The sequence below is a fragment of the Falsiroseomonas selenitidurans genome (assembly GCF_012103215.1).
GTDB lineage: Bacteria > Pseudomonadota > Alphaproteobacteria > Acetobacterales > Acetobacteraceae > Falsiroseomonas > Falsiroseomonas selenitidurans.
Genome location: NZ_JAAVNE010000018.1, coordinates 65,018 through 81,377 on the forward strand (window position 1 = coordinate 65,018; position 16,360 = coordinate 81,377).

Genomic DNA, 16,360 nt, shown 5'->3' on the forward strand with positions numbered 1-16,360 from the left:
CCCCCATCTGGCGAAGTGCAGGATGCCACCCCGCCGCAGGCCCCGACTTCGCCGTGGGATCCCCCCCCTCCCAGCGTGGGGTGGCGTGTTGTACCGGTGGCGGGGATGCCTCTCCCCCCCAACGCCCCGCCACCGGAACCTCCTGAAACCCCGTCCTGGGTGCGCCCGGCGCTGGCTGCCCTGGTGGCGGCGGATCCGGACCTTGCCGTGATCGAGCAGGCCGCCGGCCCCTTGCCCTGGCGCGTGCGCCCCGCGGGCTTCCCCGGATTGCTGCGCACCATCTGCGGCCAGCAGATCTCGAACCAGGCGGCGGGCGCCATCTGGCGGCGGCTGGCCGCCATCCCCGGCGCGCTCGACCCCGCCGGGCTGCTGGCGCTGGACGATGCCACGCTGTGCGGCGTGGCCGGCCTGTCCCGCCCCAAGGCGGCGCATGCCCGCGCGCTGGCCACCGCCTGCCTGGATGGCACGCTGCGGCTCGCCGAGGTGCAGGCCATGGCGGATGAGGAGGCGGTGGCGCATCTGTCGGCCGTGCGCGGCCTGGGGCGCTGGACGGCGGAGGTGCATCTGCTGTTCGCGCATGACCGGCCGGACATCTTCCCGAGCGGCGACATCGCCCTGGCCGCTAGCGTCGCGCATCTCAAGCGCCTGCCGGCGCGGCCGGCGCCGAAGCCGCTGGCGGCGCTGGCGCTGGGCTGGTCGCCCTGGCGCGGCCTGGCGGCACGGCTGTTCTGGCACCATTGGCGGCATGTCACCGGCCGGCCGCTGATCGAGGACGGGCCGGATGGATTGAACCCGGGCGGGGCCGGCGGCAGGCTGCCGCAATGACCTTCTCCGCCCGCCTGCGCGCCACCGCCGCGCCGCCCATTCCCGCCGCCCGCGCCTGGGCCGCCCGCTATGCCGGTGCCGCCGGCCCGGCGCTGGACCTGACCCAGGCGGTGCCCGGCTATCCGCCGCCGCCCGAATTGCTGGCCCGGCTGGCCGAGGCCGCCGGCAGCACCGCCTGCGCCGGCTATGGCCCGATCGATGGCGATGCGGCGTTGCGCGAAGCCCTGGCCGGGGACATCGCCCGCTTCTACGGCGCGCCAATGGCGGCGGAGGCCATCGCCATCACCGCCGGCTGCAACCTGGCCTTCGCCATGGCCATGGCCGTGCTGGCCGGGCCGGGGGAGGCGGTGCTGCTGCCCGCCCCCTGGTATTTCAACCACCAGATGGCCCTGACCATGCAGGGCGTCCGCCCCGTGGCCCTGCCCACCCATGCGGCGCGTGGCTTCGTGCCGGACCCGGCGGAGGCGGCGGCGCTGCTGGAGGCGGACCCGACGATCCGCGCCCTGGTGCTGGTCACGCCGAACAATCCGACCGGCGCGGTCTACCCGCCGGCGGTCATCCACGCCCTGCACGCCGCCTGCCGCGCCCGCGGCGTGATGCTGGTGTTGGACGAGACCTACCGCGACTTCCTCACGCCCACGCAGTCGCCGCCGCACGCGCTGTTCGCCGACCCCGGCTGGGGCGAGGGGCTGGTCCACCTCTATTCCTTCTCCAAGGCGTATTGCGTGCCGGGGCACCGGGTCGGCGCCATCGCCGCCGGGCCGGGGTTCCGGGAGCAATTGGCCAAGGCGCTGGATACCTGGCAGATCTGCCCGGCCCGGCCGGCACAGGCGGCGCTGGCCTGGGCGGTGCCGGCACTGGCGGATTGGCGCGACGGCAACCGCGCGCTGATGGCGGAACGCGCCGCGCTGTTCCGCGCCGGCATGGCGCAACTGCCCGGCTGGCGGCTGGATGCGATCGGCACCTATTTCGCCTATCTGCGCCTGCCGGAAGCGGCGCCGGATGCGCTGGCGGCGGCGGAATGGCTGGCGGCGGAGCAGGGGCTTATGACGCTGCCAGGCCCCTTCTTCGGCCCCGGCCAGGACCGCCATCTGCGCCTGGCCTTCGCCAATGCCGGACCGGCGGTGCTGGCCCAGGTGCCGGGGCGCCTGGCGGCCCTCGGCTGAAAGCATCCATCGCCCTGATCCTCGGCGGAACAGGCTCTACCCGTAAAGCGCCGCCAACTGCTCCGGCGACATGGCAAACAGCTGTTCCCGCCCGAACCCTTCCGCCTGGCGCGCGCGCATCGCCGCCAATTGCCCCGTGGTGACGGCCGCCAGCTGGGTGGAGGACAGCGCCTGCAGCGCGGTCGGCGTCAGGCCGAGGAAGGCGTCCGGCGTGATCGCGGCGACATCGGCGGTGGACAGCGCGCCCACCTGCACCGCGTCCAGCGCCGCCAGCGCCGTGCCGGTCAGCGCCGCCATCTGGCCGCTGTCCAGCGCGCCGATCTGCGCCGCAGCCATGCCGGCGATCTGTGCCGAGCCCAGCGCCGCCACCTGCGTGCTCGCCAATGCCGCCACCTGGCCGGTGCCCAGTGCCAGCAGCTGCACCGGGCGCAGCGCGGCGATCTGCGCCCCGCCCAGCGCCGCCAGCTGCGTCGTCGCCAGCCCGCTCACGCCCGAATAGGACAGGCCCGCCACCTGGCCGGCGGAGAAGCCGGCCAGCGTCTCGGTGGACAGCGCCGCCACCTGCGTCGAGCCCAGCCCGCCGAGCTGCGAAGCACTCAACCCCTGCAGGGCTGTGCCAAGCTGCGCCACCTGCGCGCCGTCCAGCCCGGCCAAGCCGGTGGCGGACAGCGCCGCCACCTGGGTCTCGGCCAGGGCGGCGAGCCCGGTGGTGCCCAGCGAGGCGATCTGCGCCGAGCCCAGCCCACCCATCTGCGCCGTCGTCAACGCCGGCAGCCGGGCGGAAGCCTGGCCGAGGTCCAGCCCGGCGATCGCCGTGGCGGACAGCGCGGCGAATTGCGCGCTGGCCATGGCCGCCACCTGGCCGCTGTCCAGCGCCGCCACCTGCGCCGAGCCCAGCGCCGCCACCTGCGCCGTGCCGAGCGCGCCGATCCCGCCGGCATCCAGCCCCGCCACCACCAGCCCCGCCGCGGCGGCGGGCGCCAGCGCCGCCAGCTGCGTCGTCGCCAGCCCGGCGGTCTGGGTTGCGCTCAGCGCGGCCAGCTGGGCGGAGCCCAGCCCCGGCACTTGCGCGGTGCCGAGGGCGGCGATCTGCGTTGCCCCCAGCGCCGCGACCGCCAGGCCACCGATCCCGCCGGCGCCCAGCGCGCCGATCTGCGTCTCGGTCAGCGCCGCCAGCGCCGGGCCGGACAGCGCGCTGAGCTGGACGGAGCCCAGCGCCGCCAGCTGCGTGGTGGCCAGCGCGCCGATGGCCGTCGCATCCAGGCCCGCCGCCACGCCGGTGGACAGCGCCGCCACCTGGGCCGTGGAGAGTGCCGCATAGCCCGCCTGGCCCCACAGGCTGGTGGTGGCGGTGGACAATGCGCCGATCGATGCGGGCGAAAGCGCGGCCAGGCCATCCGTGGACAACGCCGCCACCCGCGACCCGTCCAGCCCGCCCAGCTGCGTCGCGGTCAGTGCCGCCAGCTGGGTCGTGGACAGGGCGGTGATCTGGTCCGATCCGGCCGCCAGGAGCTGCGCGGTGGACAGCGCCGCCACCTGCGCGCCGCCGAGGGCCGCCAGCCCCTCCGTGCCGAGGGCGCCGAGCGCCGGCGCCTCCAGCCCCGCCAGGGCGGCCGTCGGCAGGGCCGCCCATTGCGCGGTGCCGAATCCGGCCAGCGCAGTGCTGCCCAGCGCCGCCGCCTGAGCCGAGCCCAGCCCGCCCAGCGCCGCGGTGCCCAGCGCCGCAAGCTGGGTGGCGCCCAGCGTGCCGATCTGGCTGCTGGCCAGCGCGGCCAGCTGCGTCCGCTTCAGCGCCGCCGCCTGCTCCGTGGTCAGCGCCGCGATATCCGCCGTCTCCAGCCCCGCCATCGCGGCCGCGGACAGCGCGGCAAGCTGTGCCGAGCCCCATTGTGCCGTGCCGCCATCCGGCAGCGCCTGCACCTGGTAGCGGTCCATCCCGGCGATCTGCGTGCTGGACAGCGCGGCGACCTGGCCGGTGGCAAGCGCGCTGAGCTGCGTGCTGCCCAGGCCCATGATCTGCAGCCGGCCCAGGCCGCGCACGTCCAGCGCCTGCATCGCCGCGCCCTGCAGCCCGGCCAGCGCCGTCGCCGCCAGCCCGGCCACCTGGGTGCTGCCCAGCGCCGCCAGCTGGGTGGCGGCCAGCCCGCCAAGCTGGGCGCTGCCAAGGCCGCCGAGCTGCGCGCTGCCGAGGGCGGCCATCTGCGAGGTTGCCAGCGCCGCCAGCTGCGTCGTCGCCAGCGCGCCGATCGCGCTGGCGGCCAGCGCCGCCATTTGGCTGGTCGCCAGCCCGGCCAGCCCGGTCGCCGACAGGCCGGCGAGCTGCGCCGTGCCCAGCGCGGCGACCTGCCCGGTGCCGAGCGCCGCCAGGCCGGTGCTGCCCAGCGCCGCCAGCGCCAGCCCCGGCACGGCGCTGCGCGACAGCGCGGCGATCTGGGTGGCCCCCAGCGCGCCGAGCTGCGTCTGGTCCAGACTGGCGAGCTGGGCGGAGCCGAGGCCGGCGGCCTGGCCGGTGGTCAGCGCCGCCAGCCGCGTGGTGCCCAGCGCATCCAGCTGCGCCGTCGTCAGCCCGCCGATGGCGCTGCCCGACAGCGCGGCGAAGCCGGTATCGGGCAGGGCCGCCAGGGTCGCCGTGCCCATCGCCGCCAGCTGCGCCGGCTTCAGCGCCGCCATCTGCGCCGTGCCGAAGGCGGCCAGCTGGGTGGTCGAGAGCGAATCGAAATCCGCGCCATCCACGGCGGCCAGCGCCACCGGCGTCAGCGCCGCCAATTGGGTGGTGGACAGCGCCGCGATCTGCCCGCCGCTCAGGGCCTTGGCCTGCACCGCGCCCAGCCCGCGCAGCTGCGCCGTGGTCAGCGCCGCCGCCTGCTCCGTGCCCAGGGCCTGCACCTGCGCCAGGCTCAGCAGGGCCATGGCGGAGGCCGAGAGCGCGCCCAGCCGGCCCCCATCCAGCGCCGCCAGGCCCTCGGCCTGGATCGCCGCCGCCTGCTGGCCGCTCAGCGCGCCAAGCTGGTTGGCCGACAGCGCCGCGATGGCGGTGGTGCCGAGGCTGCCGATCTCGGGATTGGAAAAGGCGGCCAGCTGGTCCGGCGCCAGGGCGGCCAGTTGCGTCGTGGCAAGCCCGGCCGCCTGCGTCGCCGTCAGCGCCGCGGCCTGGCTGCGGCTCAGGCTGGCGATCTGGCTGGTGGCGAGCGCCGCCAGCTGCGCCGTGCCCAGCGCCGCGATGCCGGGCTTGCCGAGCCCGCCGAGCTGCGTCGTCGTCAGCGCCGCGAGCGCGGTGGTGGACAGCGCCGCCACCTGCGTCGGCGCCAGCGAGGCCATCTGGCCACGCGTCAGCGCCGCTGCCTGGGCGCTGCCGAATCCGGCCAGGGCGGCGGTGGCCAGCCCGCCGAGGCCCGCCGGCTTCAGCGCCGCCAGCTGTGTCGAGGACAGCGCCGCCAGCCCGGCCGCGCCCAGCGCCGCCACCTGGCTGGCCGCCATCCCGCCCAGCGCCGCGGTGCCCAGCGCCGCGACCTGGGTGGTGGCGAGCGCCGCCAGCTGCGTCGTCGCCAGCCCGGCCATCTGCAGGGTGCCGAGCGCGGCCAGCTGGCTGGTCTGCAGCGCCGCCATGTCGTCCTGGTCCAGCGCCGAGAAGGCCTCCCCCCGCAGCCGCGCCAGCACCTCCGGCCGCAACTGGCCGAGCTGGGTGGCGGTGAGGTTGGCCATCACGCCGGCAAGCTGGCGGGCGCCTGTCGCGGTACTGCCTGCGGCGATCGGCACGAGGGGACCCTCCCAACGCTGCGTCGCTTCCATTTTCGCGCACATCGGCTAATGCTGGGTGAAGATGCGCCCTGGCCCTCGGCACGCTTGACCAGCCTGGCGGCGAGATGCGAGGTCAGGCGCAACGGCAAGGAGCCGGCTATGCGCACACTCGACATCCTGTCCGACGCGATCTGCCCCTGGTGCTGGATCGGCAAGCGCAACCTGGAGACGGCGCTGGCCGGGCTGGCCGCGGAAGGGCTGCGCTTCAAGGTCCGCTGGCGCCCCTACCAGCTCAACCCCGACATGCCGGAGGAAGGCGTGGAACGCGCCGTCTACCGCGCGGCGAAGTTCGGCTCCGCCGAGCGGGGGCGGGAGCTGGATGCACGGGTGGCGGAGGCCGGGCGCGCCGCCGGGCTGGAATTCCGCCATGATCTGATGCAGCGCACGCCGAATTCGGTCGCCGCCCACCGCGTGGTCCGCATGGCCGCCGAGCAGGGGCTGCAGGATCCGGTGCTGGAAGCGCTGTTCCGCGGCTATTTCCAGGAAGGCCGCGATGTTGGCGACAAGGTCACGCTGGTGGAGCTGGCAGCCGCCGCGGGGATGGACGGCATCGCCGTCGCCCGGATGCTGGAGGGCGACAGCTACCGGGAGGCGGTGCTGAACGAGGACATGGCGGCGCGCAGCGGCGGCATCAACGGCGTGCCCGCCTTCCTGATGGACCGCCACCTGCTGTTCAGCGGCGCCATGCCGCCGGAGCAGATGGCGGATGCCTTCCGCCAGGCCGACGCCATCCTTTCGGCGCGCAGCGCGGCGGCGTAACCTTCCCGCCGGCGCGGCGGATCGGCGCCCGGGGGGTGATGCGATGGAATGGGTGCTGCTCGGGCTCGTCATCCTGCTGCTGCTGTGGCTGGTCGTGCTCTACAACCGGCTGGTGTCGCTGCGGCAGGCGGTGTCCCAGGCCTGGGCGGATATCGAGGTGCAGCTGAAGCAGCGGCACGACCTGATCCCCAACCTGGTGGAAACCGTGAAGGGCTATGCCGCGCATGAAAGCGGCACGCTGGAGGCGGTGATCGCCGCGCGCAACGGTGCGGTGCGGGCGCAGGGGCCGGAACAGGCCGGCGCCGCGGAAGGCGTGCTGGGCGCCGCCCTCGGCCGGCTGTTCGCCCTGGCCGAGGCCTATCCGGACCTCAAGGCCAATACCAACTTCCTGTCCCTGCAGGCCGAGCTTTCGGCGGTGGAGGGCACGCTGGCCGCGGCGCGGCGTTTCTTCAACAGCAGCGTCGCGGAATACAACGCCGCCATCCAGTCCATCCCGGCCGTATTCTTCGCCGGCGCCGCCGGCTTCGGGCCGCGCGGCTTCTTCGAACTGGACGAGGGCGAGCGGGCGGCAACGCGCAACGCGCCGCAGGTGAAGTTCTGAGCCGGTAGCCCCCGGCCATGCTGCCAACCCTCGGCCTGCGCACCCATATCTGGAATACCGGCCTGCGCACCCTGCTGCTGCTGGCCGGCTTCCCGGTGCTGCTGGCGCTGATCGCCTGGGCCGTGGCGCTGCTGCTGGCGGCGGGGCAGGCGGCGGATTTCGCCGAGGGGCTGCTGCTGTCCCGCGACCTGCTGCCGGTGACGATCCCGATCGCGCTGCTGGTCTCCGCGCTCTGGTTCGGCATTGCCTGGCTGGCCAACCAGCGGATCCTGGACGCGATCTCCGGCGCCCGGCCGGTGACGCGCCAGGCGGAACCCGAGTTGTGGCGGATGACGGAGGAACTGGCGATCAGCCGCGGCATGCGCATGCCGCGCCTGGCGGTGATCGAAACCCCCGCCCGCAACGCCTTCGCCTCCGGCCTCACCCGCGACAAGGGGGCGGTGACGGTGACGCGCGGGCTGCTGGACGCGCTGACGCCGCGGGAGGTGCGGGCGGTGCTGGCGCATGAACTGACCCATATCCGCAACGGCGACGCCCGGCTGGGCGTGGTGGCCGCGGTCTTCGCCGGCGTGATCTCCATGGCGGGGGAGGTGATGTGGCGCGGCGTCGGGCGCGGCGGCTGGCGGCTGCTGCGGCGGGTTCCGCGCGGCAGCGGCTCCTCCGGCAAGGGGCGCGGCGGGGCGATGCTGCTGGTGCTGCTGGCGCTGGGCGTAGCGGCGCTGGCCTGGGTGCTGTCGCTGGTGCTGCGCCTGGCGCTGTCGCGCAACCGCGAATACCTGGCCGATGCCGGGGCCGTGGAAATGACGGCGGACCCGGACGCCATGGTGGGCGCGCTGCGCAAGCTGGAAGGCGCGCAGGCGGGGATGGAGGACCTGCCCGGGCAGGTGCGCGCCCTGCTGCTGCACGATGGCGCCAACAGCCTCGGCCCCGGCTGGTTCGCCACCCATCCACCGATCGCCGCCCGGGTGGCGGCGCTGGTGCAGCATGCCGGCGCCCGCGACCTGCCGAAGGCGGCGCTGGTGCCCGTTGCCGGGCCGCCGCTCAGCCCGCCAGCAACGCCTTCAGACGGCGCACCGCACTCCCCGGGGTCGTCACCACCGGCAAGCCCGTGGTGGCGGCAACCGCCGACGCCGCCCGCGCCAGGCTGAACTGGCCCAGCAGCACCACGTCGCAGCGCCCGGCCAGGTGCCGCGTCGCCTCCACCGCCAGCCGGTCATGGGTCGCCACATCCCCGGCATCGAGCGCCGCCAGCGCGCCTTCCGCCAGGCAGGGCACCACCGCCACCCCGGCGGGGAATTCCGGCGGCATGGAGGCCAGCGTGCCGGGGAAGGTGGCCAGCAGGCCGATCCGCCGGCCAAGCGCGCAGGCTTCCTCGATCGCCGCCTCGTTCGGCTTCAGCACCGGGATGGGCGCCAGCTCGGCCGCCACCGCCGCGATGCAGGGACCGAAGGCGGAGCAGGAGAACAGCACCCCGTCCGCCCCCGTGCCGCGCGCATAGCGGCCGAGGGTGAGGAAGCGCTCCGTCATCGCCGGGCCGAGTGCGCCGTCCCGTGCCAGGTCCGCCGAGAGGCTGTCATCCAGCAGGTTCATCAGCCGCGCTTCCGGCCAGGCCTCGGCGAAGGCGGCCTCGATCGGCGGCGGGGAGTGGCGGAGCGCGTGGATCAGCGCGATGCGCATCGGCCTCAGTTTCCGACGCAGCGCTTGAGCGGGGAGGGGAATTCGGCGCAATCCGGGAAGACGATCTCATCCCCCCGCCGCTCCACCCGCAGGGTGTTCGGCCCGCCCGGGCAGCCGAAGCCGATATCCGGCGGCATGCGGGAGGCGAGCGGGCCGGAGGGGCCGGCCGCGGGGACGAAGCGGAATTCCAGCACGTCCGGCCCGGTGGCGACCGTCTCGATCAGCCGCTGGCGATAGGGGACGTCGAAGACCGAGGCGCGCAGCACCACGTCGCGGGTGAAGATGACGGTGGGCTGGCCGGTGCAGCGCGGGCCGCTGGCCTCCCCGGGCGGGAAGATGCCGCCGGTCCAGGAGCCGAACACCCAGGCATGTGGCGGGTCCGCACGCTGCGCCTCGGCGCCGCCACTGAGCGCCAGGAGGGCCGCCGCCGCCAGGATCCACCGTCGCATGCCGTGCTCCTTCACCGATCAGCGCATGATAGCGCGCGCGGGGGGGCAGCGCCTACCATCGCCGCCCGCGCCCGGCTCCGGCCCAGGGCCACTGCCGCGGGCAGTCCTGGGCCGCTGCCGCGGGCAGTCCTAGGCCGCTGCCGCGGCGGGCGCCTAGGCCGCTGCCGCGGCGGGCCGCGGCAAGGGCGGGTCCTTCACGGGAAGGTGAACCAGCGCGGCGAAGGCGGAGGCGCCGACGCCGATCCACCACATCAGGTCGTAGGAGCCGGTGAGGTCCAGCACCACGCCGCCCATGAAGGCGCCGGTGAAGCCGCCCAGCTGGTGGCCCAGGAAGACCAGCCCGAAGATCGTCGCCAGCCAGCGCGTGCCGAAATTGCGCGCCACCAGCGCCACCGTCGGCGGCACGGTGGACAGGTACAGGATGCCCATGATGGCGGAGAAGACGAGGACGGAGGCGGTGGTCTTCTCCACCAGCATGAAGCCGGTAATCAGCACGCCGCGCGCGGCGTAGATGATGACCAGCAATTCCCGCCGCCGCCAGCGCTGCGTCAGCACCCCGGCGCCGAGCGAGCCGGCCACGTTGAACAGCCCGATCAGCCCGATCGCCCCGGCGCCCACCGCCACCGGCAGCCCACAATACTGCACGAAGCCCGGCAGATGCACCGTGAGGAAGGAGATGTGCAGCCCGCAGACGAAGAAGCCGAAGAACAGGAACCAGAAGCTCGGCGTGGCGAAGGCCCGCGCCAGCGCCTGGCGCGCCGTCTCCTCCCCCTGCGGCGCCTGGCGCGGCCGCGGCGGCTCCGCCAGGGGCAGGGCGAGGGGGATCATCAGCAGCGACACGGCGGCCATCAGCGCCAGGGTCCATTGCCAGCCCAGCGTGCCGATGCCGAGCCCGGCCAGCGGCACCACCAGGAACTGGCCGAAGGAGGATCCGGCCGTGCCGAGGCCCACGGCCAGCCCACGCTGGCCCTCGGGCAGCAGCCGCGTCAGCGTCGCGATGATCACCGGCATCCCGGCGGCGGACACCGCCACGCCCATCACCACCCCGGCGAAGAAGGTGAAGACGCCGAGCGCCGAGGCCAGCAGCATGCCGAGGAGGCCGATAGCATAGAGCGCGGCGCCGCCCATCACCACCACGCGCCCGCCCCAGCGATCCGCGATCTGGCCGCAGAAGGGCTGGCTGGCGCCGTTCAGCAGCACCTGCAGCGCAATGGCGAAGGAGAAGCCGGAGGCGGTCCAGACATTCGCCTCCGTCATCGGCGCCAGGAACAGGCCGAAAGAATTGCGCAGCCCCATGGCGAGCGCGGCGCAGAGCACGCCGCAGCTCATCAGCACGGCGGCGGCGTAAGCGGGGCGCTGGGCCATGCCGGTGGTTCCCTCGGGTTCAGGCCGGGAAGGGATGCTCCCGCGCCGCCAGGATGTTGCGCACGCCAGCGGTCATGTCGGACAGCACCGCCGCCTCCACCGGCTCCAGCACCGCCTGCGGCCCGATGGCCCAGAAACGAAAGCCCAGTTCGGCGAACAGGTGCACCAGTTCCGCCGCGCTGCTGCCCTGCGCGGCCAGCATGCCGGGGGCGAATTCGAACATCACCCGGGCGCGGGGAGAGCGGGCCAGCAGGTTCCACATGCCGCGCACAGCCCGGCTTTCGGTCCCCTCCACGTCGATCTTCATCACGTTCACCTGGAAGGCCGGGTCGGGGAACATGTCGTCCACCGCCACCACGCGGCAGGCGCGGATCTCGTCGCCTTCCGGCACATGGCCGGGATTGACCGAGATATGCCCGCCGCCGCCCCAGGCGTAGGAGAACAGCAGCTCCGCCACGCCTTCCTCGGCGCCGACCGCCATGTTGTTCACCCGGGCGAAGTCGGCGAAGCCATTGACGGCAAGGGACCGCGCCAGCAGGGCGGCGAAGCGCGGATTGGGCTCGAACGCCTCCACCCGCCCGGTCGGGCCGGTGGCCAGCGCACCCAGCAGCGAATAGACGCCGAGATGCGCGCCGAGGTCGAGCACCGTATCGCCGGGCTGGATCAGCCGCTGGAACAGGCTGGTGTCGTCCGGCTCCCACGCCCCGTCCATCAGCAGGTGCGGCGCGATGTCGTTGCCCCGCGTATCGACGAAGATCTTGAGGCGGCCCTGCAGCCGCGCCAGCGCCGTGTTGTCGCCGAGATAGGCATTCTGCACGAAATAACTCGGGTGGGTGCGGGTGGCGAAGTAGGCGATGCTCTCCTCGAGCCGTCGCTGCATGCGCAGCAGGCGGCCCGGAAGCGACAGCAGATCACGCAGCATCCGGCAGAAAGCCTCCGATCGGGGCGCGAATCCGGTGCCGGCGGGGTCCAGCACCGCCACCCCGCACCGGGCCATTCGACTCTCGCGCATGAGCCGGGCGCAGGGCGTCCTGCGCCTACGCCGGGCTGCTGTAGCCCAGCCTGCCGACAAAAAGAAGGCAGCAGCGACGCGCCCGGGTTGCGGCGCGTGTCACGCCGCCTTGCGGATCGCCAGCCCGAAGGAGGTGAGGATCAGCGCGCCATGCCGCTGCTTCGGCCGCGGCGGGCCGTCCGGCTTCACCATCACCTCCGCATCCAGCGGCTCCAGCCCCGGGTGGAAGTTCACCGGCAGGATCTCATGCCCCTGCACCTGCAGCGTGCTGGCCAGCTGCTCGATGTCGCGCCGGCGCAGCAGCGCCAGCAGCGGGTGGTCCACCGTCGCGACGTCGGAGCGGATGTTCAGCCCGAAGGTGTGCACCGAAAGCCCGCCCGGCTTCAGCACCCGCAGGCTGTTCTCCAGGAACTCCGTCGCCTTGGCCAGCGAGCCCAGCCGGTCCACGGCGGAGGCCGACCAGCAGAAGTCGAACTGCCCTTCCAACTCGTCCGGCAGGTGGTTCATGTCGATCGGCCGGTAGCCGACCATCGCCTCGAAATCCTCCAGATGCAGGATCTCGGGGTGAAACAGCGCCATGTGCTGCGCCCCGGGCGGCAGCTGCGCGTCGCCATCCTGGTTCGGCGTGTCGCTCGCCAGCACCCGCACCCCGCGGGACGCCAGCAGCGAGGGGATGCGTTCCCGCCCCACCCCGAAGCCGATGGCGGTCCGGCCCGGCCCGATCAGCCCGGCGGTCGCCAGCATGGAAACGATCCAGACCTGTTCCCAGCTGCGCCGGGTCCGCGTCGGGCTCATCCCCATGGCCTGGACGATCTCGGCGAAGGCCGCGTCGTCGAATTGCGACATGGTGCAGAACTGGCAGACCGGCTCGTCCAGGCTGGGCGGCGTGAAGCGGAAGGGAAAGGCCGGGTCGGCCGGCGGGCGCATCAGGAACAGCGGCATGCCGTAGGTCGGCACGCCGTCCACCGCGCTGTCGAAGAAGTCGAAGAACTCCCAGGTATTGGCGAAGGCGCGCCGCAGCGTCGCCAGGTCCGGCAGGCCGCGATGCGCCTCCACCTCCTCCGGCGAGAAGGGGTCGCGCCCGATCAGCAGCCGGAAGGCCCAGGCCACCGCCTCGGCGCTCAATGGTTTGCCTGGCTCCAACTGGCCCCAGCCAGCCTGGTCCTGCCCCTGCATCACAGCCCCTTCGCCGCCTCCAGCACCTGGCCCGCATGGGCTTCCGGCTTCACCTTGCGCCAGACCTTCACGATCCGGCCATCGGCGCCCACCAGGAAGCTGCTGCGCTCCATGCCCATATAGGTCTTTCCATACATCGACTTCTCGACCCACACACCATAGGCCTCGGCCACCTTGTGATCCTCGTCCGAGGCCAGCGGGAAGGTCAGGTTGAATTTCTGGGCGAATTTCTCGATCGGCTTCATCGCGTCCGGGGAGACGCCGATCACCGCCAGGTTCAGCCTGCCAAGCTGCGGCAGCGCTTCCTGCACCCCGCAGGCCTGCTTGGTGCAGCCGGGCGTGTCGGCCTTCGGGTAGAAATACAGCAGGAAAGGCTGTCCCTTCAACGCCGCCAGGCTGACCGTGCGGCCGCCGGAGGCCGGCATGCTGAACTCCGGGGCGGGCGCCCCCTCGATGGCTTCGGACATGGGCGGGGCTCCGGTCAGGGGGTTTCTGGGTTGCCGAGATGGCGGGTGAAGGCGCAGCGCACCCGCGCCGCCACCTCGCGCATCTGTGCGCGGTAGCCCGGCTGGTCAACCGCCGGGCCGGGCAGCAGCCGCGCCGTCGCCGAGAGCAGCGCCAGCGCCACCGGCTCCGGCAGCGTCTCCTCCGGCCAGCGGCCGAGCGTCAGCCGCAGATGCGCGGTGATGGCCCGCCACAGCCGGTCCGCCGCGACCAGGACCGCGGCATCCTCCTCCGGCAGGATCCGCGCCCGCGCCAGAGCGGCCAGGGCCAGCCGCGTGGTGGGGGAGATGACGGCCGGCAGACGGTGCCCATGCGCCACCTGCAGGGCCTGGGCGATGAACTCCACCTCCACCAGCCCACCCGGCCGGTGCTTCACGTCCCAGGGCCCGTCGGCCGGCAGGTCGCGCAGCATCCGCGCGCGCATCGCCCGCGCATCGGCCAGCACCGTCGCCGGGTCCGCCGGCCGCGCCTGCGCCTGGCGGATCGCCGCCTCCACCCGCCGCTTCAGCGCCGGCGCACCCGCGACGAAGCGGGCGCGGGTCAAGGCCATCCTTTCCCAGGTCCAGGCTGATTCACTATGGTAACGGCTGAAGGCGCCCAGCGAAACCGCGACCGGGCCCTTGGAGCCGGAGGGGCGGAGCCGCATGTCCACCTCGTACAGCCGCCCCTCCGCGCCGGGCGCGGTCAGCGCGCCCACCACCTGGTTGGCCAGGCGTGCGAAATACTGGCTGGGCGCCAATGGCTTCACGCCGGACCGGGCGCCGCCGGCGCTTTCCGTCGCCTCCGCCGCATGATCGTAGACCAGGATCAGGTCGAGGTCGGAGCCGGGCAGCATGTCCCGCGCGCCGAGCTTGCCCAGCGCCACCACACCCAGCGCCCCGCCCGGCACTTTGCCGTGCCGCCGGGCGAAATCCTGGGCCAGCCGCGGCAGCAGCGCACCGATCGCGGCATCCGCCAGCGCCGAACGCGCGGTGCCGGCCTCATCCGGGTCCAGCCGGCCTTCCAGCGCCGCGGCGTCGATCTCGAACTTGCCTTCGGTGACCAGCCGCCGCGCGGCCTCCAGCGCCTCCTCCAGGAAGCGGGCATCTTTCACCAGAGCGGGGAGGGAGGAAGCCGGGTCGGTGCCGGGGGCGGCATGGCCGGCCAGCAGCCCGTCCAGCGCCGCGGGGCTGCGCGCGAAATGGTCCGCCAGCTGCGGCGCGGCGCCGAGCACGAAGGCCAGCCGGTCCAGCAGCGCCGGGTTGCGCGCCAGCAGGGACAGCACCTGCACGCCGGTGCTCATCCGCGCCAGCGCCGCGTCGAAGCGCATCAGCGCCACATCGGGCTGCGGCTGGCGGGCCAGGGCGGCCAGCAGGCTGGGCATCAGCGCGGTCAGCAATTCCCGCGCCCTTTCGCTGCGCGTCGCCCGCGCCCGGCCATGGTGCCAGCCGCGCACCGTGGCGGCGACGGCGGGCGGATTCTGGAAGCCCAGGCGCTGCAGCGTGGCCAGCGTCTCCGGGTCGTCCTCCACCCCGGTGAACACCAGATTGCCATCGCCGTCCTGGCCGGAGGCGAGGCTGGGCGCGGCCTCGAACAGCCCGGCATAGCGGCGTTCCACCCGGCCGAGATGGCCCAGCAGGGCGGCGGCGAAATCCTCCCGCCCCGCATAGCCCATGAAGGAGGCGATGTTGGCCAGGCCGGCCGCATCCTCCGGCAGGCGATGCGTCTGGCGGTCCGCCACCATCTGCAGCCGGTGCTCCACTTGGCGCAGGAAGCCGTAGGCATCCGCCAGGTCGGCCGCGGCGCGGCGGTCGATCTTGCCGGCGGCGGCCAGGGCGGCCAAGGCGCCCAGCGTGGTCGGGTCGCGCAGCGCCGGGTCGCGGCCGCCCCAGATCAGTTGCAGCACCTGCACGGTGAACTCGATCTCGCGGATGCCGCCGCGGCCGAGCTTCACGTCGTGGCCTTCCACCTGCACCTGGGCATGCGCGCCCTTGTGGCCCTTATGGGCGTGGATCTGCCGCTTGATGGCGTGGATGTCCGCGACGGCCGCGAAATCCAGGTGCCGGCGCCAGACGAAGGGCCGGATCTCGCGCAGGAAATGCTCGCCCAGCGCCCGGTCGCCGGCCACCGGGCGGGCCTTAATCATGGCCGCGCGTTCCCAGTTCTGGCCCATGCTCTCGTAATAGGCGATGGCAGCGGGCAGGCTGACGGCCAGCGGCGTCGCCGCCGGGTCGGGCCGCAGGCGCAGATCGGTGCGGAAGACGTAGCCATCCTCCGTCCGCTCCTCCAGCAGGCGCACAAGGTCGCGCGCGAGCCGCACATAGATGGCGCCGGCCCGGTCGGCGTCGTAGGTTGCAACCTCCGGGTCATAAAGCACCATGAGGTCGATATCCGAGGAGTAGTTCAGCTCCCGCCCGCCGAGCTTGCCCATGCCGAGCACGACCAGGCCGGAGCCCTTGCAGGTGGCGCGCGGGTCGTGCCGCGCCACGCCGCCAGCCAGCTTCAGGTCGCCGCGCGCCTGGGCTTCCCGCAGCAGATGGGCGCATGCGTAGTCGGTGCAGGCATCCGCCAGGTCGGACAGCGCGCCGGTCACCCGGTCCAGCCCCCACAGCCCCGCCAGATCCGCCACCGCCGCGATCAGCGCCGCCTGCCGCCTGGCCTGGCGCAGCAGCGCGGCGACGCCGGCGCGCGTCGCCTCCGGATCGGCGCGGCCCAGCTTGTCCAGCGCCACGGCGAAGGCGGCCTCCGGCCCGCGTTCCGCCAGCCGCAGCAGCGTGGCGGATTCGCGCAGCGCGAGGTCGGCCAGGTAGGGGCTGTGGCCGCCGAGCGCGCCCAGCAGCGCCGCGCCTTCCGCCGTCGCGACGAAGCCGCGTTCCGCCGCGCCTCGGTCGGCGAATCGCTGCGCCAGCAGGTCGGCGGCTTCCGGGTCATGCGGGCGGGGCAGGGCGGTGGGCGCCCAGGCGGGGGCTTCCGCGGCGCGGCCCGCGGGGGCGGCGATGCGGGTGGCGGACCGGTCTGCGTCCGGGGCCGTCGCGCGGGTCTTTGGCAT

The 16,360-nt window shown here is 74.0% G+C and carries 13 protein-coding genes; 5 read left to right on the forward strand and 8 right to left on the reverse strand.

All coding sequences use genetic code 11. The annotated features are described in order from the left end of the window. Positions 1-159 precede the first annotated feature (159 nt). Both HEQ75_RS12875 and HEQ75_RS12880 read left to right on the forward strand, forming a co-directional pair. Positions 160-825 carry a DNA-3-methyladenine glycosylase family protein gene (locus HEQ75_RS12875; RefSeq protein ID WP_209318521.1) on the forward strand — a complete coding sequence of 222 codons (666 nt, stop codon included), beginning with the start codon at positions 160-162 and terminating at the stop codon, positions 823-825. Continuing rightward, positions 822-1,991: an aminotransferase gene (locus HEQ75_RS12880; protein ID WP_168031087.1), complete on the forward strand. Its 1,170-nt coding sequence runs from the start codon at positions 822-824 to the stop codon at positions 1,989-1,991. The genes HEQ75_RS12875 and HEQ75_RS12880 overlap by 4 nt, the downstream gene beginning before the upstream one ends. Positions 1,992-2,027: 36 nt before the next feature. Here HEQ75_RS12880 and HEQ75_RS27855 read toward each other — a convergent pair whose 3' ends face one another. Further along, positions 2,028-5,693: a beta strand repeat-containing protein gene (locus HEQ75_RS27855; protein ID WP_209318522.1), complete on the reverse strand. Its 3,666-nt coding sequence runs from the start codon at positions 5,691-5,693 to the stop codon at positions 2,028-2,030. A gap of 195 nt (positions 5,694-5,888) precedes the next feature. Here HEQ75_RS27855 and HEQ75_RS12895 point away from each other — a divergent pair, with 195 nt between their 5' ends. From HEQ75_RS12895 to HEQ75_RS12905, 3 genes are read left to right on the forward strand one after another with little or no spacing between them, the layout of a single operon-like run. Further along, a complete protein-coding gene (locus tag HEQ75_RS12895) occupies positions 5,889-6,548 on the forward strand; it encodes a DsbA family oxidoreductase (RefSeq protein ID WP_168031089.1) in 660 nt (219 codons plus the stop codon). Between the two features lie 43 nt (positions 6,549-6,591). Beyond that, positions 6,592-7,149, forward strand: coding sequence for a LemA family protein (locus tag HEQ75_RS12900; protein ID WP_168031091.1), 558 nt, complete (start codon positions 6,592-6,594; stop codon positions 7,147-7,149). Between the two features lie 17 nt (positions 7,150-7,166). Then, on the forward strand, positions 7,167-8,297 hold the full coding sequence (locus HEQ75_RS12905; RefSeq protein WP_168031093.1) for a M48 family metalloprotease: 1,131 nt from the start codon (positions 7,167-7,169) through the stop codon (positions 8,295-8,297). Here the strand turns inward: HEQ75_RS12905 and HEQ75_RS12910 are convergent. The 7 genes from HEQ75_RS12910 to HEQ75_RS12940 form a co-directional block, all read right to left on the reverse strand. After that, the gene (locus tag HEQ75_RS12910; protein ID WP_168031095.1) at positions 8,191-8,826 is read right to left on the reverse strand and encodes an aspartate/glutamate racemase family protein; all 636 of its coding nucleotides are present in this window, start codon (positions 8,824-8,826) and stop codon (positions 8,191-8,193) included. The genes HEQ75_RS12905 and HEQ75_RS12910 overlap by 107 nt on opposite strands. Before the next feature lie 5 nt (positions 8,827-8,831). After that, complete coding sequence (locus tag HEQ75_RS12915) at positions 8,832-9,275, reverse strand: hypothetical protein (protein ID WP_168031097.1); 444 nt, start codon at positions 9,273-9,275, stop codon at positions 8,832-8,834. Between the two features lie 153 nt (positions 9,276-9,428). Further along, a complete protein-coding gene (locus tag HEQ75_RS12920) occupies positions 9,429-10,640 on the reverse strand; it encodes an MFS transporter (protein ID WP_168031099.1) in 1,212 nt (403 codons plus the stop codon). Between the two features lie 19 nt (positions 10,641-10,659). After that, positions 10,660-11,562, reverse strand: a complete 903-nt coding sequence (locus tag HEQ75_RS12925) for an FkbM family methyltransferase (protein WP_168031101.1) — start codon at positions 11,560-11,562, stop codon at positions 10,660-10,662. 189 nt (positions 11,563-11,751) lie between these two features. Next, a complete protein-coding gene (locus HEQ75_RS12930) occupies positions 11,752-12,828 on the reverse strand; it encodes a methyltransferase domain-containing protein (protein WP_168031103.1) in 1,077 nt (358 codons plus the stop codon). Continuing rightward, the gene (gene bcp, locus HEQ75_RS12935; RefSeq protein WP_168031105.1) at positions 12,828-13,295 is read right to left on the reverse strand and encodes a thioredoxin-dependent thiol peroxidase; all 468 of its coding nucleotides are present in this window, start codon (positions 13,293-13,295) and stop codon (positions 12,828-12,830) included. Before bcp ends, HEQ75_RS12930 begins: the two co-directional genes overlap by 1 nt. Before the next feature lie 14 nt (positions 13,296-13,309). Beyond that, complete coding sequence (locus tag HEQ75_RS12940; protein ID WP_168031107.1) at positions 13,310-16,360, reverse strand: bifunctional [glutamine synthetase] adenylyltransferase/[glutamine synthetase]-adenylyl-L-tyrosine phosphorylase; 3,051 nt, start codon at positions 16,358-16,360, stop codon at positions 13,310-13,312.